Source organism: Bacteroidota bacterium (assembly GCA_018266755.1).
Taxonomy (GTDB): Bacteria; Bacteroidota; Ignavibacteria; order Palsa-1295; family Palsa-1295; genus JAFDZW01.
Genome location: JAFDZW010000002.1, coordinates 236,400 through 259,417 on the forward strand (window position 1 = coordinate 236,400; position 23,018 = coordinate 259,417).

22 protein-coding genes are annotated in these 23,018 nt (G+C 56.4%); 5 read left to right on the forward strand and 17 right to left on the reverse strand.

Going from position 1 to position 23,018, the window contains the following annotated elements:
• Nucleotides 1-46: 46 nt before the first annotated feature.
• The 11 genes from JSS75_03520 to JSS75_03570 form a co-directional block, all read right to left on the reverse strand.
• Nucleotides 47-424, reverse strand: coding sequence for a YraN family protein (locus JSS75_03520; GenBank protein MBS1902751.1), 378 nt, complete (start codon nucleotides 422-424; stop codon nucleotides 47-49).
• 24 nt (nucleotides 425-448) lie between these two features.
• Nucleotides 449-1,714, reverse strand: coding sequence for a hypothetical protein (locus tag JSS75_03525; GenBank protein ID MBS1902752.1), 1,266 nt, complete (start codon nucleotides 1,712-1,714; stop codon nucleotides 449-451).
• A gap of 113 nt (nucleotides 1,715-1,827) precedes the next feature.
• On the reverse strand, nucleotides 1,828-2,829 hold the full coding sequence (locus tag JSS75_03530; protein MBS1902753.1) for a hypothetical protein: 1,002 nt from the start codon (nucleotides 2,827-2,829) through the stop codon (nucleotides 1,828-1,830).
• 219 nt (nucleotides 2,830-3,048) lie between these two features.
• Complete coding sequence (locus JSS75_03535) at nucleotides 3,049-4,365, reverse strand: adenylosuccinate lyase (protein ID MBS1902754.1); 1,317 nt, start codon at nucleotides 4,363-4,365, stop codon at nucleotides 3,049-3,051.
• A 273-nt stretch (nucleotides 4,366-4,638) separates the two neighbouring features.
• Nucleotides 4,639-4,875: an addiction module protein gene (locus JSS75_03540; protein MBS1902755.1), complete on the reverse strand. Its 237-nt coding sequence runs from the start codon at nucleotides 4,873-4,875 to the stop codon at nucleotides 4,639-4,641.
• Nucleotides 4,876-4,931: 56 nt separating this feature from the next.
• Entirely contained in the window at nucleotides 4,932-6,410 is a 1,479-nt protein-coding gene (locus JSS75_03545; protein MBS1902756.1) for an HD domain-containing protein, read from the reverse strand.
• Between the two features lie 153 nt (nucleotides 6,411-6,563).
• Nucleotides 6,564-7,865 (reverse strand): adenosylmethionine--8-amino-7-oxononanoate transaminase, encoded by a 1,302-nt coding sequence (locus JSS75_03550; protein ID MBS1902757.1) that lies wholly within the window; start codon nucleotides 7,863-7,865, stop codon nucleotides 6,564-6,566.
• Nucleotides 7,862-8,494 (reverse strand): ATP-dependent dethiobiotin synthetase BioD, encoded by a 633-nt coding sequence (gene bioD / locus JSS75_03555; GenBank protein ID MBS1902758.1) that lies wholly within the window; start codon nucleotides 8,492-8,494, stop codon nucleotides 7,862-7,864. The genes JSS75_03550 and bioD overlap by 4 nt, the downstream gene beginning before the upstream one ends.
• Nucleotides 8,491-9,648, reverse strand: a complete 1,158-nt coding sequence (locus tag JSS75_03560) for an 8-amino-7-oxononanoate synthase (GenBank protein ID MBS1902759.1) — start codon at nucleotides 9,646-9,648, stop codon at nucleotides 8,491-8,493. The genes bioD and JSS75_03560 overlap by 4 nt, the downstream gene beginning before the upstream one ends.
• Before the next feature lie 7 nt (nucleotides 9,649-9,655).
• On the reverse strand, nucleotides 9,656-10,618 hold the full coding sequence (gene bioB / locus JSS75_03565) for a biotin synthase BioB (protein ID MBS1902760.1): 963 nt from the start codon (nucleotides 10,616-10,618) through the stop codon (nucleotides 9,656-9,658).
• Nucleotides 10,619-10,708: 90 nt separating this feature from the next.
• Entirely contained in the window at nucleotides 10,709-11,017 is a 309-nt protein-coding gene (locus JSS75_03570; protein ID MBS1902761.1) for a Rieske (2Fe-2S) protein, read from the reverse strand.
• Between the two features lie 129 nt (nucleotides 11,018-11,146).
• On the opposite strand from JSS75_03570, the gene JSS75_03575 reads away from it, so the two are divergent.
• A complete protein-coding gene (locus JSS75_03575) occupies nucleotides 11,147-12,421 on the forward strand; it encodes a c-type cytochrome (protein ID MBS1902762.1) in 1,275 nt (424 codons plus the stop codon).
• A 67-nt stretch (nucleotides 12,422-12,488) separates the two neighbouring features.
• Here the strand turns inward: JSS75_03575 and JSS75_03580 are convergent, their stop codons facing one another.
• From JSS75_03580 to JSS75_03590, 3 genes are all read right to left on the reverse strand, one after another.
• On the reverse strand, nucleotides 12,489-13,505 hold the full coding sequence (locus JSS75_03580; protein ID MBS1902763.1) for an asparaginase: 1,017 nt from the start codon (nucleotides 13,503-13,505) through the stop codon (nucleotides 12,489-12,491).
• A 2-nt stretch (nucleotides 13,506-13,507) separates the two neighbouring features.
• On the reverse strand, nucleotides 13,508-14,419 hold the full coding sequence (locus JSS75_03585) for a DUF72 domain-containing protein (GenBank protein MBS1902764.1): 912 nt from the start codon (nucleotides 14,417-14,419) through the stop codon (nucleotides 13,508-13,510).
• Nucleotides 14,420-14,528: 109 nt separating this feature from the next.
• Nucleotides 14,529-15,191, reverse strand: a complete 663-nt coding sequence (locus JSS75_03590; protein ID MBS1902765.1) for an O-methyltransferase — start codon at nucleotides 15,189-15,191, stop codon at nucleotides 14,529-14,531.
• 120 nt (nucleotides 15,192-15,311) lie between these two features.
• Here JSS75_03590 and JSS75_03595 point away from each other — a divergent pair, with 120 nt between their 5' ends.
• Entirely contained in the window at nucleotides 15,312-15,998 is a 687-nt protein-coding gene (locus JSS75_03595; protein ID MBS1902766.1) for a hypothetical protein, read from the forward strand.
• Between the two features lie 5 nt (nucleotides 15,999-16,003).
• Here the strand turns inward: JSS75_03595 and ruvB are convergent, their stop codons facing one another.
• Entirely contained in the window at nucleotides 16,004-17,026 is a 1,023-nt protein-coding gene (gene ruvB, locus JSS75_03600) for a Holliday junction branch migration DNA helicase RuvB (GenBank protein ID MBS1902767.1), read from the reverse strand.
• A 669-nt stretch (nucleotides 17,027-17,695) separates the two neighbouring features.
• On the opposite strand from ruvB, the gene JSS75_03605 reads away from it, so the two are divergent.
• The 3 genes from JSS75_03605 (at nucleotide 17,696) to JSS75_03615 (ending at nucleotide 21,206) form a co-directional block, all read left to right on the forward strand.
• A complete protein-coding gene (locus JSS75_03605; protein MBS1902768.1) occupies nucleotides 17,696-18,598 on the forward strand; it encodes an RNA polymerase sigma factor in 903 nt (300 codons plus the stop codon).
• Entirely contained in the window at nucleotides 18,591-19,361 is a 771-nt protein-coding gene (locus JSS75_03610) for a hypothetical protein (GenBank protein ID MBS1902769.1), read from the forward strand. The genes JSS75_03605 and JSS75_03610 overlap by 8 nt, the downstream gene beginning before the upstream one ends.
• A gap of 111 nt (nucleotides 19,362-19,472) precedes the next feature.
• Nucleotides 19,473-21,206: a hypothetical protein gene (locus tag JSS75_03615; GenBank protein ID MBS1902770.1), complete on the forward strand. Its 1,734-nt coding sequence runs from the start codon at nucleotides 19,473-19,475 to the stop codon at nucleotides 21,204-21,206.
• 14 nt (nucleotides 21,207-21,220) lie between these two features.
• On the opposite strand, the gene JSS75_03620 is transcribed toward JSS75_03615, so the two are convergent.
• Together JSS75_03620 and JSS75_03625 are read right to left on the reverse strand one after the other, a co-directional pair.
• Complete coding sequence (locus tag JSS75_03620) at nucleotides 21,221-22,012, reverse strand: glycosyltransferase (GenBank protein ID MBS1902771.1); 792 nt, start codon at nucleotides 22,010-22,012, stop codon at nucleotides 21,221-21,223.
• A gap of 10 nt (nucleotides 22,013-22,022) precedes the next feature.
• Entirely contained in the window at nucleotides 22,023-23,018 is a 996-nt protein-coding gene (locus tag JSS75_03625) for a DUF2279 domain-containing protein (GenBank protein MBS1902772.1), read from the reverse strand.

Consider the following 23,018-nt stretch of genomic DNA (forward strand, 5'->3'; position numbering starts at 1 on the left):
GAGAATTAGTGTCATCGCCGGCAATCGTCGGCCCGCAACCTTGCGTTCAATAAAATGCCGTCTTAATATGACGAATCTCCGGCGCTGCACCGATCAGATCGACGGCCACCACATCAAATCGACAGGCCTGATCGACAAGCTTGTTGATGTGATAGTAGCCTTCGGCAACGCGCTTCAGCTGACGCTGTTTACGGACATCGACAAAATCCTCCGGCTTCCCGTACGTCTGCCTGCTTCGCGCTTTGACTTCGACGAATACGAGTTGATCACCATCCATGGCGACGATATCGATTTCCCCTATTTTACCGTAATGGAAGTTACGCTTAATGATGCGATACCCTTGGTCGCTGAGATATTTGCACGCCTCCTCCTCCCCGAGGTGACCTTGTTCGTTGCTGGTTGGTTGTTGATGTTGCGGCTGCATGGTAATACTCGGAGTAGACACTCGTTAGAAGAACGGCCAGCCTGTGAATCCCGGCTGAAAGCTTGCAAAGAACGATACGGTACCTGCCACGGGATCGACCACAACGCCATTGCTATTGCTGACGAGTTGAACCCGCACCCGGTTTCCGCCGGGCAGCAGCGCGTAGAACGTCGGTCCGGTCAATATCGGTTTGGGCAGTGTTAGTGATGTCTCGCTGAAGTCGGCATCCGTGAACGGTGCGGCGAAATATGCCAGATCAAGCGCGACGGTATCTGTCTGCGTCGCAAACTTCGTACCGTTTAGCCCGGTGACCGAAAGATTAGTACCGTCGTAATGGAAGCTGAACTCGATGCTCGGATTCGTCAGCGGTCCTTGTGCGACCGCGAACGAAGTATTCACTTGTCCGACAAACACACCGGTATCGAGCCGAACGGTCGTCTGAGCAATTCGTTCGGCGCCGCTCCAGGTGATCGAGATGGAGTCGTCGCTCTCGACAGAATCCTTGCGGATCGCTTTGATCCAGAACCGATACGGATATTCTCGGAATGTCAGCGTTTGCGGATTCACCGGCACGGAAACAATCGCTCGAGGGACAGACTTCAATGAATCGCTGGATTTCTCTACCCGCTGCAAGTACACAAGCTTCGCACCGCTCTGCTTGATCGTATCGATATAGCGAATAATATACCCGGCAAAACCCGGGTTCTTCTCCGAGGCACTTCGCGGCCAAAAGAGATTCACCGAAGTAGCCCCAAACCCACTCGATGCATACGCAGCGGCAGGAGCGGCAACAGGTTCGGGATCATTATAAAAACTCAGGGCCGTGAATACAAGCGACCGTACGAGAGAATCGGGTTTGGACTGCGGTGGGTATCGCACACCCCATACTTCCGCCGTATAACGGCCGGGTCCTTTGAAAGCATTCTTCGCCGTTGCGGTCGTGAAGACGCAACTCGTGTCGAGATACCCCGAAACCGGATCTTTATACACTGTCGCCGTATCGGGAGTACCATAGGTGCTGTCAAAACTGCCGACATCATTCGCTTTGCCGGACGTATCGGCGACGGATGCATACAGCAGAACATAATAGCCCTTGAAATTCAACTGCGTATCGCTAACCGATCGTGTCCATCGTACTTGGAGTGTACTCTGATCGATCGAGCGATAATAGACGGTCGACGGCTGATACGTATTTCGGGGTACGACCACGGGCGGCACATCGCCCTCACTGAGGCAACCCACGAACGACAGGCCCGAGATGACGAGCACCAATGCAATAAGCGATCTCATTCTTCTGTACAATGCAAAAGATACCCTCACAGTTTCTTTCATTCTGGGCAAAAAGAAACGGGTATGCCACATGTACGTGGCATACCCGTTCGAAACGATGGAGCGTCGATTCGTTATTGGCGGACGATGTGCGCGTGAACCGGCGCATCGTTCGTACCGCGACGGATCTCCGTCGGACGACCGACATAACCCCAACCGACTGTCGGCTGGTACCACGCATTCACGACGATCGCGCGAACGGAATACGGAGCGGTCGCGATTGCAACATCCTTCCACAGCAATGACTTCGACGGGTCGGACGGATTGGTTTGCGGGATGATCTCGACACGTGAATAATGACCATCGGCTGTGTACACCAAGAGAACGATCGACGTACCCTTGAAGTCACCATCCGGAATATCGAACTGGTTTGCGATCAGTGAACCCGATGTCGGGAAGGTCCCGGCAATCGTCGAACTGAAATGTTGGTCCGACGCATCGCCCGTGATCTGGTAGATATTCGTATCGAATACCGTCTGACGGCCACCCGTGATTCCTGTAAGAGACGAAACCGAAGGAGCTACCAACGAAAGGAACGGCAACGTAATACCGCTATTCGACGCAAGGACGAGATCGAGCTTCGTTGCATCGGCACCCAGAACGGATCCGACGCGAGTGGTGCCGTCACCAAGGATCAAGCCGCTTCCGTGGCCCGAGGTGTTATCGGCCGTTTCATAGATCGTCAGATTACTTGCCTTCGTCGCCGTTGCCCAGGTGATCGCAGTTGCGCCGCTAACGGGATCAGTGTTTGTGACCTGCTCGACAGTCTTATAATTCACAGTGTCCGGCGTATGATCGAGGGGATCGCGGGTCCAAAGCACTGTGATCGAGCTTTCGTCGGCCGCATTGACGGCGAGGATTTTTGTCACACCGACGCCGTTGACACTAAACACATATAACTGGTTCTTCTGCAGCCCCGTAATGGTCATCTTTGTATCCGTACCGGACGCACTGGCGACACGAGTACGAGAGTCGGTCGACGGGGTCACCGTGTTTTCGGTGGTGCAGCTTGACAGGAACGCACTGCCGAGCAGAGCCGTCGAAGCAAGCATCAAGATCTGATTTCGTAGTTTCATATCCGTTTGTGAACTATATGGTGAAAATCGCGATGTCCCTCTCGTGGGGAGAAACTCAGTATCCTCTGTAACTGTACCGGACTCTGGGGAAGTCCGAGTTCGTAGCGATGTAACCCGTTCGCTGTAAGTGGTAGTTCCGACCTTGCACGAGCGAAGAATGACTGATGAAGAGTGAATTTGTTATTCGTTTCGCTCAGCCTTCGCCCGAGACTCCCACGTCTAATTCAGCCCTACCCGCTTGAAGATCGTATCGACGTGGCGAAGCGCGGCCATCGGGTCGAACGCCTTGTCGAGCAGCTCCTTCGAAATGCGGCCGGAGATGTCCGGATCGGCCTCGAGCAGCGAGCGGAACGTGATGTGCGGGTCCTTCCCTTCCGCCGCCAACTCCCATACTTTCATTGCATTACGCTGAACGATGGAGTAGCTTTCCTCCCGCGTGAGGCCACTCTTGGCCAGAAGCAGCAACACGGGCTGAGAAAAGACGAGGCCTCGGGTGAGGTCGAGATTGCGCTTCATTGCTTCGGGGTAGATGTACATCGTCTCGACGGTCTTCGTCATCAGATGCAGCATGTAATCGAGCGTGATCGTCGCGTCGGGTCCCATCACGCGCTCGGTCGAGCTGTGGCTGATATCGCGCTCGTGCCACAGGGCAACATTCTCCATTGCCGTCGCAGCATACCCACGCAGCAATCGGGCAAGACCCGTGACACGCTCCATCGTGATCGGATTGCGCTTATGCGGCATGGCCGACGAACCCTTCTGCCCTTTCGAGAAGAACTCCTCCGCTTCGCGAACCTCCGTGCGCTGCAAGTGGCGCAATTCGATCGCAAGCTTTTCGAGGCTGGCACCAACGAGAGCGAGAGTGGTGAAGTACTCCGCATGGCGGTCGCGTTGGATGATCTGCGTCGAGATCGGTGCGGGCGTCAGGCCGAGCTTGCTACAGACGTACTCTTCGACAGACGGATCGAGATGCTCGAACGTGCCGACAGCGCCGGATATCTTGCCTGCCGAAATCGTCGCAACGGCATGAGCCATACGCTCGCGGCAGCGTTTCATCTCGGCGTAGAACACGGCGAGCTTCAGTCCGAATGTGGTCGGCTCGGCGTGGATGCCGTGTGTGCGGCCGATGCACGGCGTTAGCTTATGCTCGAGTGCGCGTTTGCCAAGCGCGGTGATGAGCGCGTCGATCCCCGTGAGGATACGCTCGCCCGCTTGTTTACACTGGACGGAGAACGCTGTGTCCACGACGTCGCTCGACGTCATCCCAAGATGGATGAATCGGGAGTCGGGACCGACATATTCGGCGACGTTCGTCAGAAACGCGATGACGTCATGCTTCGTCTGCTCCTCGATCTCAAGGACGCGCGCAGTATCGAACTTGGCCTTCGTGCGAATGCCGGCGGTCGTCCCGTTCGGGATGATGCCGAGTTCTTCCTGTTTTTCGCAGGCCAGGAGCTCGATCTCGAGCCAGATCTTGAAACGGTTCTCGTCGGTCCAGATAGCGCCCATTTCCGGGCGGGTGTAGCGTTGGATCATGTGCGGGTTTCGATAAATGGCTCGGGATCCCGAGCATCGTGATAACACGCGATCACGACAATTCGGTCGGCAAGAACATAATACAACAGAGAATACGGGAAACGACGCAGATGGGCCCGACGCACAGAACCCTCAACCTTTGGGAATCGCAACGGACTCTGTTCGATCAACCCAAGAAGCACGCGAACCTCGGCTGTGAAGCGTAGACCTAGTCCATGTGAACGATCTTCATACCATTCGGCGGCATGAAGGATCTCACGTTCGGCAAATTCCTCAATGTGTAACAGGAACATTCCCGAGCCGCGCCTCTATCTCGTCGATCACTTCCCGCCACGGTCGACGAGGCTTGTCGGTGTTCATCGACGCCTCCAACCTACGTGCAAGCTCTTGCTGTTGAGCGTTTGTGAGTTTAGCAAATTGTGGGTCTGTCTCAATGCTATCCCAGAGCGCCCAAGCGAGTTCGATCCGCTCGTCCACGCTCATGCGATCGAGTTCAGCTTTCGTCAACATACATCAGATCCTCCAATGAGTGAACATCTGGCGATAGGTGCTCGGGTTCCGTTGGGTTACGAAGGATCGGAGGTCTCAAGGCTCTGTCGTCGCGCTGCTTCGCGCGGCGTCAACGGATTTGCTGCAACGATCTCATCCTTGATCTGCATCAGGTATGCTTTCGCGGCCTCGTAATCATTCGCGATGATGCCGTCGAGGATGGCGTTCTCGATCTCATCCTTCAGTACACCGATGGTTTTCGACGGTGGCAGGCCGGTGATCTTCATGATCTCCTCGCCGCGCACCGGCGACTGGAATGCACGCATCTGGTCTTTGGCCTCGACCTCCTGCATCTTCTCCCAGACAAGATCGTAGTTGCGCTGATACTTGCTGATCAGGCGCGGGTTCTTTGACGTGATATCCGCCCGACAGAGCGTCATCAGATCCTCGATGTCGTCGCCTGCTTCGAAGAGTACACGCCGCACCGCGCTATCGGTCACGCCTTCGTCCACCAGCGCCATCGGCCGCATGTGCAGGCGAACCAGTTTCTCGACGTACTTCGCGGCATCGAGCGGAAGCTTCATCCGGCGGAAGATCTTCTCGACCCACCGCGCGCCGATCACATCGTGCGCATAGAACGTCCAACCGTAGCCATCTTTGAACGACTTCGTCTTCGGCTTGGCGACATCGTGCAAGAGCGCGGCGAAGCGGAGCCAGACATTGTTCGTCATCTCGGCTGCGTTGTCGACAACGCGCATCGTGTGCTTGAACACATCTTTATGCGCGAACTCCTGCACGCCGACCATCATCAGATCAACACCGGCGAGGCGGGCGATCTCCGGGAAGACGAAGTCGAGCAGTCCCGTTTCATAGAGGATATTGATACCGAGGCTCGGCCGTGCCGAAGCCATGATCTTCACGAACTCGTCGCTCGTGCGTTCCTGCGAGACGATTTTGATGCGCTCGCGCATGTGGTGCATCGCATCGAGCGCTTCGGGTACGACCATAAACTCAAGCTGCGCGGCAAAACGGGCGGCACGCATCATGCGAAGCGGATCGTCCTCGAAGGTCACTGCAGGATCGAGCGGTGTGCGGAGGATGCGCATCTTCAGATCGTCAAGTCCGCCGAAGAGATCTACGATCTCACCGAAGTGACCGGTATTGAGCGAAGCGGCGAGAGCATTGACGGTGAAATCGCGCCTGGCGAGATCGTCGTCGAGCGTGCCTGCTTCGGTCACCGGATTTCGCGAAGCCGAACGATACGATTCCTTTCGCGCACCGACGAACTCAAGCTTCACTTCGCCGACCTCGACCATCGCCGTCCGGAATTTCTCGTACACGACGACATGTGCCCCTTCGAACTCGGCAGCGACCCGCTTGGCGAATGCAACACCATCGCCGACGACAGTAATGTCGATGTCGCGGTCGTTGCCGCGACAGAGCAGCACGTCGCGGACGAATCCGCCGACGACATATGCCTCGACACCGGCCTGATCTGCGATCTGGCCGACAGCAAAGAGCAATGGTTCGGTGATATCGAGTACTGGGTTCTTCACGCGCCGAAGTTAACGATATTGAGGCGGGAGGGTTCCGAGCAGAATAACTATGTCATTCTGAGCATTCTTCTGCGACCATAGGAGCAGAAGCGAAGAATCCCTTAAGGCAAGAACGAACGTTTGAGCCATGTCCGAAGAGATTCTTCGCTTTGCTCAGAATGACGTTGTTGTCAGGAGGCGTTCAAGCACGTCATAGGCCATGTGCATATCTTCCGCACGTGTGGAGTATGGCGGCAAGAAGTAGATCGTATCGCCGAGCGGACGAATGAGCAGGCCTTCGGCGAGTGCGCGCTTCGAGAGATCAAGCGAGTTCATGCTCAGATATCCTTCGGCATTGTTCGGCTCCATGACGGCCACCGTCCCCAACATGCGGCTTGCATAGCCAAGCTTCGCAGCGAGCGGTCTCATACGCTCGGAGTGGACAGCGCCGATGGCGGCGATGCGATCGAACACCGGCTCGCTATCGAAGACGTCGAGCGATGCAACGGCAGCAGCACAACTGATCGGGTTACCGGTGTAGCTGTGGCCGTGAAAGAATGTCTTTTTGCGGTCGTCGCTTAAGAATGCATCGAAGATCTCGCGGGTGCAGAGCGTTGCGCCGAGCGGAAGGAAGCCGCCCGTGATGCCTTTTGAAAGCGTCATCATATCGGGCGAGACACCGGCCTGTTCGCACGCCACAAACGTACCGGTTCGACCGAAGCCTGTGAGCACTTCATCTGCAATTGTTAGCACACCGGCCTCGCGCGCGATCGTCACCGCCTCGCGCAGTACTTCGGCCCGCCACATACGCATCCCGCCCGCACCGAGTAAGAGCGGTTCGAAGATGAACGCGGCCGGCTTCGAGAGTTTGCAGTGTCGGCCCAGATCGTTGAGGAAGCGATGCTCGGCGTCCGAGTAGTCATTGCCTGCAAACGGTGGTGCTGGAAACGGCAAGCGAACAACATCGAAGAGCAGCGGATCGAACGCCGCCGTGAACGCACTGCGTGCGCTTGCTGCCATTGCACCAAACGTATCCCCGTGGTATGCGTCCTCGAGTGCGAGAAATGTCGTCCGTGTTTCGCCGCGAAGTTGCCAGTATTGCAGCGACATCTTCAGCGCGACTTCCACGGCTGTCGAGCCATTGTCGCTGAGAAACAGCTTCGCGAGTCCGCGCGGCATGCGCTCGACGAGTCGCTTTGCAAGCGTGGCAGCGGGTTCATGCGTGAAACCGGCAAAGATCACCTGTTCCATCTTTGCCGCTTGCGCGCCGATGGCTGCAGCGATCCTCGGTTGTGCATGGCCATGGAGCGTCACCCACCAAGATGAGATGCCATCGAAGATCTTTCGGCCATCCGATAGATACAGGTATGAGCCTTCAGCACGCTCGACGGGCACGGCATCCGGCACAAGCTGCATCTGGGTGTACGGGTGCCAGACGAACTCGGAGTCCCACGATTGCCAGAGTGGTGCGTTCATTGCAGGAGTGTGCGAAGCGGTGTGAAGTGTGTCTGAAATTCATGCTCCAGGCTGGCGCGGTCGATCTGACCGATACGACCTATCCGCCCTATCAGTTTTATTCGTCCCATTCTCTCCACCGCCCGCTCGTTCTCCGGGTTGTGCTCCCCGATCGGCACGAAGCCCGCGATCTCGATGCCTCGGCTTCGCATCGCTTCGATCGAAAGCAGCGAGTGATTGATCGTCCCGAGCGATGAGCGCGTTGCGAGGATCACGGGCAGGTTCCATCGCTTGACGATATCGATCTGCAACACATCGTCGGTGATCGGCACGAGCAATCCTCCTGCAAGCTCGATGACAAGCGGCGAACGCTCCGGTACCACTAACCTGCTCGTATCGATCGTTACTCCATCGAGTCGCGCCGAGAGATGCGGTGAAAGCGGCTGGTTCAATCGATACGCTTCGCCGATGATGCGATCGTCGGCACAACCTGACAATTCACGCACAACGTCAGTATCTGTTTCATCCTCCAGCCCCGACTGAACGGGCTTCCAGTACGAGAGATCGTCGAACCCGCACATCAGCAATGACGACAGAATCGTCTTGCCAATGTTCGTGTCGGTACCGGCGATGACAAATTGCTTCTTCACTCTGAAAACTGTTGTTCAAGTTGAATGAGCGAATCGCAGAGCAGATCGAGCTCTGCCTTCGTATGCTCGGAATTCACGGTCAACCGAAAGCGAGCGCTTCCTTCGGCAACGGTCGGCGGGCGAATGGGCCGCACATCCATGCCTCGCGCATGCAGTTCTTCCGCCACTGCAACCGACTCTGCATCCATCCCAACGACGAGCGGAATGATCGGCGAGCGACCGGGATACACGGTCCATCGCTTGAGTGCAGGCGTTAGTCGCTCACGTACGTAGGCTGCATGTTCAAAGACTCGACAAAGGCGCACAGGATCGTGCCGAAGAATTTCGATCGCCTGCGTCAGCGTGTACGCGACGATCGGAGGAAGCGCCGTCGTGAAGATCATCGTGCGTGCGCGATTGAGCAGGTAGCTCTTGACCGTATCGCTCCCGCAGACGAACGCACCGGCACCGGCAAGCGCTTTGCCGCAGGGGTGCACGCTTGCAAAGACATCCGAACGAACGCCGCGCTCGTCGATTAATCCTCTGCCCTCGCCGCCGAAGAGACCGGTCGCATGGGCTTCATCCACGATAAGCGCGAAGCCGCGTTCGCGTGAGAGCCGTGCGAGTTCGTCAAGCGGTGCCTCGTCGCCGTCCATCGAGTATAGACTCTCGACGACGACGAACACTGCATCCGCACCGGCGGAAGCGTCGAGCGCCGAGATGAGCGACTCAATGGAGTTATGCTCGAAGGTCCGCTTTGTCGCAAAGCTTGCGTGTATCCCTTCCTTAATACTCGCATGAACGAACGTATCGTAGATGATCACGTCGCGGCGCGTCGGTATCGCCGTGAGCACGGCCATGTTCGCTGCGTATCCCGATGTGAAGAACAGCGAAGCCTCTGTGCCTTGCCACGCCGCAAAGTACACCTCGGCCTCTTCGTGCCACTCGTGATTGCCGCGAAGCAAACGCGAACCGCCGGAGCCGAGCGGGATCTTGCCCTTCGAAAGCTCCGCGATCACGCGGGTGCGAAGCTCGCCGCTATGGGTGAGCGCGAGATAATCGTTGGAAGTAAAGTCGATGCCTTCTGCCGGACGTAGCGTGCGCTTGCGCTCCTTCGCTTCGAGCGAGCGAAGTTCGGAGTCCAGGCGCCGGATTACATCCTGCGATGACGGCATCGCAGAGTTACGCAGTGAGCGAGAACTCGGTCGAATACGGGACGGTCGGCTTCACGCCGAGTGTCGCAAGCAGATCGGCATCCTCGTTCGTGCCGGGGTTCGGAGTGGTGAGTAGCTTCTCGCCCGTGAAGATCGAGTTCGCGCCGGCAAGGAATGCAAGCGTCTGCGCCTCGCGCGTGAGCGAGAGCCGGCCGGCGCTCAGCCGCACTCGTGCGCGCGGCATGAGGATGCGTGCGCAGGCGATAACTCTGACAAACTCCAGCGGATCGAGCGGCGGCATGTCGGCAAGCGGCGTGCCTTCGACCGGAACGAGTGCGTTGATCGGCACGCTCTCGGGTTGCGGATCGAGATTGGCGAGCGTGTGCAAGAAACCGACGCGGTCGTCGGCACTCTCTCCCATGCCGATGATACCGCCACAGCAGACCGAGATGCCGTTCGACTGAACGTTGCGTAGCGTATCCAAGCGATCGTCATACGTCCGGGTATGGATGATCGAACCGTAGAAGCCTTCCGATGTATCGAGGTTGTGATTGTACGCCGTGAGTCCTGCTTCTTTTAGTCTGCGTGCCTGATCGGCGTTGACCATGCCGAGCGTGGTACACACTTCCATGCCGAGATTCTTCACGTCGCGGACCATCTCGAGCACGGCATCGAAGTCCTTACCGTCGCGCACTTCGCGCCATGCAGCCCCCATACAGAAGCGAGTAGAGCCGGCTTCTTTTGCCCGGGTCGCTGCGTCCATTACGGTTGCATGATCAAGCATCTTCTGGGCATCGACGTCGGTATCGTAGCGGGCCGATTGCGGGCAGTAGGCGCAATCCTCCGGACATCCGCCGGTCTTCACCGACAGCAGCGTGCAGAGTTGGATATCTTCAAAGCCATGATGCTCCGAGTGGATGCGGTTCGCTTCAGAGATGAGTTGCAACAGCGGCATATCGTAGAGGCCGCGAACTCGGTCAAGTGAGATCATTAAGTGGTTTCCTTCTTGCCCGACCACAACGGTCGAGGGCGGGTCTTTAAACAATGTATGGGAGCAATCGTTTGCGAACGCACCCGACTCTTATTCCGAAACGTCCACTTCGACACGCCCCTCTACTACTCGAATGGGATAGACCGGAATACGCGGTCCGCTTCCCGGGAAGGTGAGTTGACCGTTCTCGAGCGAGAAGGTCCAGCTGTGTTCGGTACACGTGATCTCCTTGTCGAAGACGAGCCCGTTCTCCATCGAATAGCCCTGATGGGGGCAAACGGAACCGCACGCAAAGATCTGACCGTCGCTTTTGGTCAGCAATATTCGTTTGTTTAACAACGACTTACAAAAAATTTGACCTTCCTGTAACTCATCGGTTTGTATTCCATATACCCACATCCGTATATTAGCAACATTCTGAATCGCTCACAACAACCGTAATTCCGAACAAGGAATTGCAATCACTGACATCCGAGGCATTGCATTACGTGTATTCGAGATGTCATTCACATCATTCACCCACAACCGATGAAAAAATTCTTCAAGATCCTGGGGATCGTCCTGGGTTGCGTGGTTATTCTGATACTCGGCTTTCTCGGGTATCTGAAGATGCACGGCTTCCCGAAGTTCAGCGAGGCCGATCTCCATCGTCCGAACATCCATGTGCAATCCAGCCCGGATCGCATAGCACGCGGCGCGAAGATCGTGCATCTACTCTGCTACGATTGCCATTACAATCCGTCAACCAATCGGCTCACCGGGCATTATCTGCCGGAGATGCCTGCCGTCTTCGGCAAGATCTATTCACATAATATTACCAACGACAAGACGAATGGCATCGGCTCGTGGAGCGATGGCGAAATCCTCTATTTCTTGCGCACCGGCATTCATAAGAATAATGAGTATGTGCCGCCGTATATGCCGAAATTCCCGAACGTCTCGGAAGAAGATCTGCAGTCGGTGATCGCCTACCTGCGTTCGGACGATTCGCTCGTCGCTCCGCATCCGGCGATGGATACGGCCGAAGAGCCATCGATGCTTGCGCTGTTCCTCGGCAATTTCGTCTTCAAGCCGTTGCCATACCCCACGACCGAGATCCCGAATCCGCCGGCGAACAATGCGGTGGCGGTCGGCAAATACTGGGCGACAGGTGTGATCGGTTGTTATCAGTGCCACAGCGCCGACTTCAAGACCAACGACGAAATGGTACCGGAGAAGTCGGTCGGCTATTTCGGCGGTGGCAACGAGATGAACGACGCGATGGGCAAGCCGATCTACACGGCGAACATCACCATGAGCCCGGAACATGGGATCGGCAAGTGGTCGAAGGAGACATTCCTTCGGGCATTGCGCGACGGCATTCGCCCCGACAACCGGGCGCTGCGTTACCCGATGGCCCGCTTCCCGGAGCTGACCGATTCCGAGATCGTCTGCATCTTCGAGTATCTCAAGACCGTGCCGGTGCAGCAGAACGTCGTCAACCGCAATACGGAGTTGAAGTATGTCAATGCCGATCCGTCGGAAGGTGCGAAGGTGTACTATAAGTATGCATGCTACGCCTGTCACGGCCAGAACGGCATCGGGATGTGCGACCTGACCAAGGCGTGCAGGAAGTATCACTCCGATGAAGAGCTCATCGCCTGGATCAAGAACCCGTCGAAGCTCAACCCCGGTACGAAGATGCCGACATGGGAAGGCACCATCAAAGAAGATGAATTCGCGCCGCTGGCGCAGTACGTTCGTCAGCTTGGCAATCAAGCGTCGAACACAGCCGCCGGAGGAAAATCCACTGCAAAGAAGTAGCAGCGTCTATCTGACAATAAACACGTTGTTCTACAGGCGGCCGATGGCCGCCTGTGTTGTTTACGGACTAATCAAGCATGAAGAGCTGCGACAGCGCCTCGGCATTGTAGTTCGCAGCAAGCGCCAGCATAAGCTTTAGCCGGGCTTTCTGTCCGTTGAGGTACGGTGCGAACAGGCAGCCCAATCGTTCAAGCTCTCTGCCCGCACCTTCGTATGCATAGTACGGTCGTACCGCTCCGCTCGGGCAGCGGGAGACGATGACGACCGGGATCTTCCGTTCACAGGCCCGGGCGATACCGTTGAGTGCACCCGGCGGGACGTTGCCCTGCCCCATTGCTTCGACGACGATACCGTTGACACCTTTCTCCAATGCGTAGGCGAAGAGTTGGTCGTCCATGCCGGCATAGGTCTTGAAGAGTTCGACCCGCGGAAGTTCACCGTCTTCCGTCAGTGGGATGTGGACCCGCTTGTGAGCTACTCGACGTTTCTCCGGCGGTGCAGAGCCGAGGATGTTCACCGTGCCGAGCGGACCGAAGTCGAGCGACTTGAACGTATCCGTTCGTGTCGTATGTGATTTCGTTACCGACTGTGCGGCGTCGATCTCGCCGTTCATCACGACCAGTACTCCTTCGCCGCGATACTTCTCGCTCGAGGCCACGCCGATCGCATCGATCAAATTCCGAGCGCCGTCCCACCCGGCATCCATCGAGTGATGCATCGCACCGGTGAAGACCACAGGCTTCGGTGTGTCGAGCGCCAGGTCGAGGAAGTACGCGCTTTCTTCAAGCGAATCGGTGCCGTGTGTGATCACCACGCCGTCGCAACTTTCGAGCACCGCGCTGGTGAAATCGGCCAGCGTTGTCATCATTGCCGGCGACATGTGCGGTCCGGGCAAGATTGCAAAATCGAACACACTGATCTCCACATGCGGCAAGTATTTCCCGATCTCGGGGATACGGTCGAGTATCTCGCTGCCTTTGAGATTTGGCACAGGGCCGGCGTTCTTGTCGGTCGTTACCGAGATCGTACCGCCGGTGAAGATGAGAGCAATGCGTGTATTCGTGGGGTTGGCTTGGTCAGTCATTTCTAAAACAGTGACATGGATTCGGTCAGAAGCTTCGGGACGGGCATGGTGGCCCCGCATACTTCATTGAACCGCTTCGTACTATAGTGCAGCAATTCCGGAGCATATAACTCGTCGTGCTGATGAACAAAAAAATATACCGAATGCATGCCCTGATCGAGCCATTCGCGTGTGCGTTCGGCCCATTCGTCGATTCGGGTAAAGTCCGTCGGATGTAAATTATTCCCCACATACCGAATGAACGCCCTCGGCACCGGCAGTTGCATGTGCAAGCAATCTCGGCGGCCGGAGGTGTCGGTGATTACCCACCCCTGGTTCCGCTCCCGCAACAAAGCAAATAACCGCTCGGTGTGTTCGGGAAGAAACCAATCCTTATGACGAACCTCCAGAAACACATCGAGGTCCGTTGGCAACGACGAGAGATAGGCCGAAAGAATATCGAAATTTTTCGGACCGAAATTATCCGACAATTGAATGAATGACGGTCCGATATGTTTTCCGAATCCGGAAATTGAATTCAGAAATGCATTCGTCCACTCTTCGGCATCCTTGAGTCGTTTGATATGGGTAATACCCTGGTAGAACTTCGGGCAGAAGGTGAAATTCGGTCCGACTTTCGTGGTCCATTTTTCGACAACCGAGGAAGGTTGTATCCGATAAAATAGCGAGTTCATTTCGATCGTCTCGAACATGCTCGCATACACCTCGAGGAAATTCGCTTCTTTCGTCCCCTTCGGATAGATCTTATTGATCCAATCCTTGCGACCCCATTTCGCACCGCCAACTTTCACGATCGGCTTCTTCGGCCGTTTCTTCTTCGCTGCCGCAAGTACGCTTCGAGACGACTGAGGATCCGGCGGAAGCCGGAAATTCACACTCTCAAGAAGCGATGTTTCTACTTTCCCAAATTCCATTGTGATCCGATGTTACGATCAATACAGGTTGTGATCGTGTCACTATGTACGTAATTCAACAACTTCTTTCGTTCGATCTATACTCTCTCTCAGAGTGTGATACTCAAGGTTACTTCGTGACGATCCCCATCGCCATCCCGTCGCCGACCGGAACGATGCATCCGAAGACGTTCTTCAGCGCTGCGAACTCGGCGTTGAACTGTTGCATCGCTGTGGCGCTGACGAAGTCGGGGTCCGTCGTCGGCAAATCCTTATCCGCGATCTTGCCCCAGGCAAGCGCATTGTCGCCCGCAATCACACCACCGTTGCGAACCAGGCGGAGCGCTTCCTTGAGGTAGTTGACGTAATTCGGTTTGTCCGCATCGATGAGAATAAAATCGAAGTAATTGTCGGGCATGGTCTTCATGTGGTCGAGTGCCGGCCCGTGCAGCAGTTGAATATTGGTAAGATTCAAATGCTTAAAATTATCGCGAGCAACGGCGGCATGCAGCGATTCGAACTCCAGCGTGACGACTTCGCCGCCTGCACCGATCGCACGCGCCATGATCGCGGCGCTGTAGCCGAAGAGCGTCCCGACGTCAAGTACACGTGTTGCATTCATCGCTTTGAGAAAGAATCCGATGAACTTCGCCTGCTCTTCGGAGATCATGATCGGCGGGACGCCGCGTTCGGTCGCGCGATGCTGCATTAATTCGAGCAGCATCACCTCTTCTCGCGCAAAGAGATCGACGATATACGAATAGGTTTTCTCGGTTAACGGAGTGCCTTTCATTGGAATACGGGGCTTAATGTAATCTTTAAAACACGAAGCCGCTTCGCTTCGTCCCTGCAGTCCGCTACTTTTCACATACAACCGTGTTGCATATCCATGAGACCTCAATATCGGTGGGCAATGATTGCAGCCATATCGCTGCTCGCAGCCGGATGCGACAATACGATCGTTGGCAGCTCGGGGCCGGTCGGTGCCGATCTCGTTTCCTATTTGCGTCCGATGACGAAGGTTCGCGTCTATATGACTGCAAGTACGCTTGTTCGGTACGGTGTAATACAAAGCAGTTTCGATCCTGGCGCCTCGAACGATATCTGGTCAGAACGGCTATACCGATTTGAGAACTACGATACGTCGTATTCGATCGATTGGCAGGACTCCGAGTTTTCCATGAAATCCTGCTATCGAATCCTGAACCTCACGACGGGCGGCGGTTCGGAAGACACTTACTGTTCCGATCGATCGTTGATCCGCGGCACCTGCGGTAGTGCATCCGGTGGCGTGTCCGATCTGACGTGCTTTGTATCGGTCTTGGCTGGTTCGTCATCATCGCAGTCGCCGGATCCCGATAATTACCGAATGTCGTATCTGAGTATCAGAGTACCGAAGCTTTCACTCGAAGCCATTCACGACGACTCTGTATCGTTCGTCATGAATGATCCTAACCTGTGGCGCTCTGTCGGACTGAGCTATAGCGATAGTGAACGTTGGGACGGGTCATATTCGAAAAATGTCACCCTATTGCAGTTCGATACGCTCGGTATTCAAACCACTCCGCAATGCAGGGTTGTGTTCTACAACCCGAAGTAGCCCCATCACAGTGTTCCGAAGAGGTCTGCATTGCGTTTCGGGTCGATGCCGAAGTGGCGGTAGGCGAGCTCGGTCACTTCGCGGCCGCGCGGCGTGCGCTTGATGAAGCCTTCCTGTATCAAGAACGGCTCGTAGACTTCTTCGATGGTCCCAGGCTCTTCGCCGACACTGACAGCGATCGTCCCGACGCCGACGGGTCCGCCGCCGAACTTCTCGATGATCGCAAGCAGGATGCGCTTGTCCATTTCGTCGAGACCGTGTTCATCCACTTCCAATGCCGTCAGCGCGACAAGTGCGATCTCTCGGGTGATCTTGCCACTTCCTTTGACCTGTGCAAAGTCGCGAGTGCGATGTAACAATCTGTTCGCAATACGCGGCGTGCCTCGTGATCGGCGCGCCAACTCGAGCGATCCCTCGTGCTCGATCTCGACGCCGATGATACGGGCGCTGCGCTCGATGATCTGCTGGAGTGTTTTCGCGTCGTAATAATCCAACCGGTTCGTAATGCCGAAACGAGAGCGAAGCGGCGCCGAGAGAAGACCCGCACGGGTCGTCGCGCCGACCAGCGTGAACGGCTTTAGCTCGATCTGGACCGAGCGTGCCGCCGGACCGGAGTCGATCATGATATCGAGCGTGTAATCCTCCATCGCCGAGTACAAGTACTCTTCAACTGCTGCAGAGAGCCGGTGAATCTCGTCGATGAAGAGCACATCGCCTTCTTCGAGATTTGTCAGCAGGCCGGCCAGATCGCCCGGGCGTTCGAGCACGGGGCCGGACGTCGTCTTGATCGACGAACCCATTTCGCTGGCGATGATATTCGCAAGCGTCGTCTTGCCAAGTCCCGGCGGACCGGTAAAGAGCGCATGATCGAGCGCTTCGCCACGTTGCTTCGCCGCTTGGATGAAGATCCGAAGATTTTCGACAATACCCGGCTGCCCGACGAATTCGTCGAATTGCTTCGGCCGAAGCGACGACTCGAGGTCGTTCTCCAACCGTTCCGTTGATGTAGATGCGTTACGCGTCGCCATGTGCTCTATTAATGCGATCAGTTTCGTAACAGTCGGTACGGTGGTTGTGTCTCAACCTTGCCCAAGCAAGTAGGACGGACTCTTAGTCCGTCCCCTTTCGGCAACCACGAATATTCGGTCCTGCCCCCACCCCCCGCCCACGAATGAATTCGTGGGCTACGCCTGTGGCCGTCCTGCCGGACTCAATGCGGCAAAGCCGCAGTCTCCCCTTACCCCACCTGTCATTCTGAGCGAAGCGAAGAATCCCTTCGGGGTTACCTCAATAGTTCGTACAGACCGAAACGGGACGGACTAAGAGTCCGTCCTACTGGATTGAAGATACTGCGGCTCCTCGAGAAGATAATATTACGGGCACCTACTGCCTCCAGATCGTTACGGTCCGAACCGAACCATCCGACACCGAGAGCGATTGTCACGACCCATCGGCTTCGGAACGTTCAAATAGAAACGAGCATTTTGAGAATGCTTGGACGCAAAATCTCACCCCCCGTTTACCCACTTGTAAACATTCTTAGGGATTGCGCGTTCATGAATGCGTTGTTATCCAAAAATTGCGGTAAAATAGGGTTTCCACGCCTCTCGGGTGTAATTAATTAGCGGACGCAAAGTTCTTATAGCAAAGCGTCTGAAACTACACCACGCAGAGGGAGCATCGGTCGCAGTCCGGAGTTGTCCGGCGTGATTGATGAGGACGAACCGGAGGATGTGTCAGTGCCTGCTGAGGAGTATCCCATACGTGGTTTAGACGACGAGTTGAGCCTGGAGGGTGGTGAACCCGAACCGGGCACGACGTCTGGCGCGCTGGCCGAGGACTTCTCTGCCGAGCCACCCGAAGCGTCGCGCTTCTTTGCGAATGGGCAACTCAAGAAGAAACCCCATGTCGCCAAGAGTTTCACCGATTCGTTCATTGACAGCCGGGACCCGATCAACGACGAGGAATATTTCCGCAAGTATCAAGACGGCGACGACAAAGCCTTCTTTATCCTCTACGAGCGTTACCGCGCCAGTGTCTACTCCTACTGTGCCCGGGTACTGCTTTCGGCCGGACTGACCGAAGAGCTTGTCGAGGATACGTTTCAGGAGATATTCCTGAGGGTCTCGCAATATCGCAACAGCTTCCGTCACGGCGAATTCAGGGCATGGATCTTTACGGTTACCCGTAATACCTGCCTCAGCTCGAAGAAACGCGGCCTGCGGAATTTGCACTCGACCAACGGCTCGATCGACCCGGATCTCGTCAGCGAAGACGAAGCACTCGAACGCGGCGCACACTTCAGCCGCGGCGACGATCCGCTCGAACAGCTTTCGGCAAAGGAACAGACCGATCTGCTGCTGAAAGCCATCGCCGAACTGCCCGAGACCTACCGCGAAGCGCTCATGCTCTCGGAGTACGAAGGGCTGACCTACGAAGAGATCGGGAAGCTGACAGGAACATCGCTCTCGACGATTCGTATACGAGTCTTCAGGGCAAAGAAGCGATTACGTAAAGTGTTGTACCCAATTCTGGGTGCAGAATATGCTGCCGGGAGCTCTGCTCCTACGGCAAAGGAAGAGGATGACGACAATGAATAAACCGACTCCCAACATCACGGACGAACACATCGTCGCCTGGCTTGACGGCGAGCTGACGCTCACGCCTGCTGCCGAGGTGGAAGCCTCGATGAAGGCATCGCCCGAGCTGGCAACTGCCGCTGCAGAATTTACGGCGCTCGACGCCGCATTTTCGCGCAGCCGCGGCGACCGCCGATTCGCACTGCCGAAGGCAGTCGATTCGCGTGTGCGCGCAACGCTCGCAGGCGAGATCTCGCGCAGCCGCAAGACCGTTCGTATGCCGGAACGCGCCCCGATGGCTTCGCCGATTCCGGGTTCGACGACCGTCGTTCGCACGAAGTCGCTCTGGGCCCGCCGCTCGGCGTATGCGCTCGCGCTCGTCGTGTTCGCGATCTTCGGCTGGGTCATCGGCCATCAAGGCCAGCAAGTTGTCGAAGTCGCTGCGAATGCGCCAAGCGCACCTGCTTCTTCTGCTCAGATCGTAACGACGCCGGCACCGAATGCCTCCTCGGTCGCCGAACCGACTGCATCGACCCAGACGGCCCCGGCCGTCATGAAACGCGAACATGCTCCGAGCCACACACAAACGGCGCAGATCGCGGCAATGCAGAACAATCAGGTGAACACGAACGCACAGACCCCGCCTGCAACCACCGTTGCAACGCAGACGACTCCGGCCCCGGCCGAAGAGAAGGATCCGGCTGCAGCGATGGCCTCGCACCGCTATGCGAAGCTGATCAAGGCGACGCAGGCCGTCGTGATCACGTCGCAGGATCAACTCTGATCGTTACGCAGTCCCTCGCGTCGCTTGTCCGCTCGGAATGTCCGTGGTGGCGAGCAACGGATGGCAGTGTAGAAGTTTGTTATGGTGAATGAATTGATCTCACGAAGCCGTATGACAATAGCCGCAGGTACTTCGGTACTTGTGGCTATTGTCATGCTTTTTGGGCAGACGGTTCGTTCACAACCCACCCATCGCGACGCCCCCGACCAACCGACCCGCGGCAAAGCCGACCCGACCGAGTTTCTGCGCTCGATCGACGACCTCATGCACGACCGCCTCGATCGGCTGCGTCAGCAGTACGGCCCGGCGCTGATGCCCGAGCATCTGAGAGTCGAAGCCAACTACGTTCGTACCGATGCGCCGACCGGCGAGGTCGTACTGCACGAATCGAGCTTCAATCTGTTGCCGCGGTACATGACCTATTCGCCGGAAGGCCGACGCCTGAGCGATACGGTGATGCCCAGCGCATCGCGTTCGGTCATGTATTTCGTCGGCTCCGCCCGCACGCCGCTTTCACTGCCGATCGTCAGCAACCTTACGAAAGTACTCACGGGTGACGAAGCATCCTATACCGTCTATATCGGTCTTCTGCCGCTTCCGAAACCGATGAATGTCGGCCGCACCGATTCGATCTCGTTCTATTGCGTATTGCAGCGCGCGATCGAATCGAACCGAACCGACAACAAAGTGCCGTTCGAGCGGTACGCCAAGGAGTTCACCCTGAAACTCGGTGAGCCCGTCCGCCTGCGCCTCGAAACCTCCGGCAACGATAACAAGCACTTCATCGTCCGCCTCGACGACGGTTCGACGCTCAACTTCTACGAAGATTTCGCACAGCATTTCAAAGAGGACATTCTGCTCAACGGCGAACGCCTGAACTTCTCGCTCGGCAAGGCAAATGTCTCGTCGATCTCGTCGACCGTATCGATCCCCTACACGATCGCCGAACAGGCTCATGTACAACTCGATCTTCTTTCGGTCGTCGATCCGAACCATCCGCTTCACGTAATCGACTCCGTCGTACCGCCAGCCGATTACCTCGCGGAACATGACGTCAAACAATTTCCGAACGGCACCTACCGCTACCGCCTGACGGCCACCGATCCGGCAACGAACGCCGTCCTCTTCACCGAGACCAAGAGCTTTGACAAGAGCGAGCCGGTGATCGTCGGTCACGGCGTTGCAATGGTCGATGCCGATACGCTCGAAGTCGGCGGCAAGAAAGTAAATACGCAGCAATTACTTGCCGATCTGAACCATGCCGTCGAAGCCGCGCAAGTGCGGACCGAACTGCTCAACGAAACACTCAAGAAGGAGCGCGGAGAAAAAGAAGCGCTCAAGAAGATCGTCGATGCGAATAAAGATAACATCTCCGGTCTTCGTATCCGTGGCGGTCTGGGCTTCGGCGCGATCAGCGGGATGAATCTGTTCGCCGGCGTCGAATCGGCCTTCCCAGCCCTGAGCCTTGATGTATCGTATGGCGTGATGTACTCGACGAGCGTGCCGTACCTGACCTACGACGCGCCGACAAACTTCTCGCAGATCTTCAAATCGCCGAAGTCGCTCGGCTTGCAGCTTGGCTATTCGCCGGTCAAACTCTTCGACGGTGTTGTGTCACCGGTCGTGAAGCTCGGATTTTACGGTATTTACTCGGCCACCACAGCAACCGCCTCGACCGGTATTCATTCGGCGAGCATTCTGGCACCGATGATCGGCATCACGAGTACCCCGGGCGGACCGAACACCGACTTCGGTCTTGACCTGACGGCCGGCCCGGCATTCGGCCTTGGCCTCTCACAATCGACGCAGTTCGAATTGCAATTCCGTGTCTTCGCGAAGTTCTGACCGACGAACTCGCGTTACCTGACTTCTTCCCACACCTCGCTCGCCGCTTTGCGCGAGAAGAACGTTCGAAGACCGTTTCTGACCCAATCGCGATATACACGAGCGTACCCATACTTGCGGTAACGACGAGGTGATTCGTACACGAGCAACCTCGAATCGAAGACCACATTCCCGAATCGGGAGATGCGATTGTACAGATCGAAATCCTCCCCCGCGGGGAAGTTGACATCGTATCCGCCGACGCCGTTGAAGACCGCGCGACGAACGATCTGACACTCCCCTCGTCCGGCACCGATACCAAGCATATTCAGGAAATGAACGTATGCATTGAAGAACCGATGAAAGAGCTTGTCGACAATGCGGCGTTCTTCGGGGAACACCTCTACGCGGGTTGCAAGCGCCGCAAGCGACGGATCGAGCGAGAAACGGATCGCGATCCGCTCGAAGAATATCTTGGGGTCTGCAAGCCGGGTATCGGCATTGAGAAAGACGAGGATGGAGCCGCTTGCTGCGGCCGCGCCACGGTTGCGGCCTTCGGAGATCGTCTGACGATAGTGTGCATCATGCACGACGAGCGTGTCTGCGTAGGCCATCGCAATACCGACGGTGTTGTCGGTCGATCCGCCGTCGCTCACGACAAGTTCAAGGCCGAAGCGTTCTCGAAGCTCGCTCGTAAACTGGTCCAGACATCCGGCAAGCAATTTCTCCTCGTTAAGCGTCGGCACGATCACGGAGATCGGCTTACGTGCCGAGTTACTCGTTCGTTCGGTACGTCGGCGCGACGGAGATGGTCTGCGAACACTCATTGATTCAGCCTTACTTGATCGTCATTTGCAGCGGGAAGAGCACATAGAACTTCGGATCGGGATGCAACCGAAATGCGGGCGCCGGTAAATGCCAGTACGAGAGACCGCGACGGATGAAATTCAGGAAGCCGATGTCGGATTCCGGGATCATCTTCTCCATGTCGAAATCGAGACCGATATACGTTGCTACCTGCGGCTTAATGGTCGGGTCCGAAATACTCGTTGCTTCGTTACCGATATTATACCCACCGAATCCAACCGCAAGGTTCAACCACTTCGGCCAATATGCTTTTGCACCTTCCGGCAACATTCGGTGGATGTCGGCGGTAATCCAATACGACTGTCCGCCATAGTCGTCGATCGGGTTGACCGATTGCCCGCTAATGTCGCCGCTTCCGTGCAGCGCCTGATAACTCGGGAAATAGAACCACTTATACTGAAAATTGCGAAGAAAGTCGATGCGGTTGCGCAGCAGATAGAACGTCGCGCCGACGAGGTCGCCGGTTGCATCGCCGGGCGAGAAGCCCCAATCGCGCGCATAGCCGTCTTCGATCTCGACATAAAACTCGTACATCGCGCCGCAGAGCGCACCGACGAGATTTGCCTGTGCGCTATCCATGCCGCTCCAGGAAAATGCTTCGTCGAAGAAGTGGGCAGTGTAATACGCACCGAAGACGTGACCGAACTTATCGAAGTTTGCTTTATAGACCGGGTCGTCGTAGATATGAAACGAACGGCGGTCGTTCGCCCACCACGAATTGCTTTGTAAAATGTGAAGTCCGACGATCGACGTTGCCAGAATACCGCTTGCGATTCCGAAGCGCGGCCAGTTGATCTCGCCGGGCACGAACCGTACTCCGGGCTGCATCGAGTTCAGATCGGGCTGTGGGGCAGGGGCGCTCGTAATCGCATGCGGAAGTGAATCGGTGGCAAGTGCGAGCCGTTCCTGCGCCCGGACGGACACGGAAGAAAGGAGCAGGAATGCGATCAGAAGCGTGCTGCGCAT

Bases quoted from the DNA above. Each gene is read 5' to 3' on its own strand.
- JSS75_03610 (MBS1902769.1), top strand. From the start codon at position 18,591: ATGAATAAACCGACTCCCAACATCACGGACGAACACATCGTCGCCTGG.
- JSS75_03560 (MBS1902759.1), bottom strand. From the start codon at position 9,648: ATGCCGTCATCGCAGGATGTAATCCGGCGCCTGGACTCCGAACTTCGC.
- ruvB (MBS1902767.1), bottom strand. From the start codon at position 17,026: ATGGCGACGCGTAACGCATCTACATCAACGGAACGGTTGGAGAACGAC.
- JSS75_03570 (MBS1902761.1), bottom strand. From the start codon at position 11,017: ATGTGGGTATATGGAATACAAACCGATGAGTTACAGGAAGGTCAAATT.
- JSS75_03520 (MBS1902751.1), bottom strand. From the start codon at position 424: ATGCAGCCGCAACATCAACAACCAACCAGCAACGAACAAGGTCACCTC.
- JSS75_03580 (MBS1902763.1), bottom strand. From the start codon at position 13,505: ATGACTGACCAAGCCAACCCCACGAATACACGCATTGCTCTCATCTTC.
- bioB (MBS1902760.1), bottom strand. From the start codon at position 10,618: ATGATCTCACTTGACCGAGTTCGCGGCCTCTACGATATGCCGCTGTTG.
- JSS75_03620 (MBS1902771.1), bottom strand. From the start codon at position 22,012: ATGAGTGTTCGCAGACCATCTCCGTCGCGCCGACGTACCGAACGAACG.
- JSS75_03525 (MBS1902752.1), bottom strand. From the start codon at position 1,714: ATGAGATCGCTTATTGCATTGGTGCTCGTCATCTCGGGCCTGTCGTTC.
- JSS75_03575 (MBS1902762.1), top strand. From the start codon at position 11,147: ATGAAAAAATTCTTCAAGATCCTGGGGATCGTCCTGGGTTGCGTGGTT.
- JSS75_03615 (MBS1902770.1), top strand. From the start codon at position 19,473: ATGACAATAGCCGCAGGTACTTCGGTACTTGTGGCTATTGTCATGCTT.
- JSS75_03530 (MBS1902753.1), bottom strand. From the start codon at position 2,829: ATGAAACTACGAAATCAGATCTTGATGCTTGCTTCGACGGCTCTGCTC.
- JSS75_03585 (MBS1902764.1), bottom strand. From the start codon at position 14,419: ATGGAATTTGGGAAAGTAGAAACATCGCTTCTTGAGAGTGTGAATTTC.
- JSS75_03535 (MBS1902754.1), bottom strand. From the start codon at position 4,365: ATGATCCAACGCTACACCCGCCCGGAAATGGGCGCTATCTGGACCGAC.
- JSS75_03540 (MBS1902755.1), bottom strand. From the start codon at position 4,875: ATGTTGACGAAAGCTGAACTCGATCGCATGAGCGTGGACGAGCGGATC.
- JSS75_03550 (MBS1902757.1), bottom strand. From the start codon at position 7,865: ATGAACGCACCACTCTGGCAATCGTGGGACTCCGAGTTCGTCTGGCAC.
- JSS75_03625 (MBS1902772.1), bottom strand. From the start codon at position 23,018: ATGCGCAGCACGCTTCTGATCGCATTCCTGCTCCTTTCTTCCGTGTCC.
- JSS75_03590 (MBS1902765.1), bottom strand. From the start codon at position 15,191: ATGAAAGGCACTCCGTTAACCGAGAAAACCTATTCGTATATCGTCGAT.
- JSS75_03595 (MBS1902766.1), top strand. From the start codon at position 15,312: ATGATTGCAGCCATATCGCTGCTCGCAGCCGGATGCGACAATACGATC.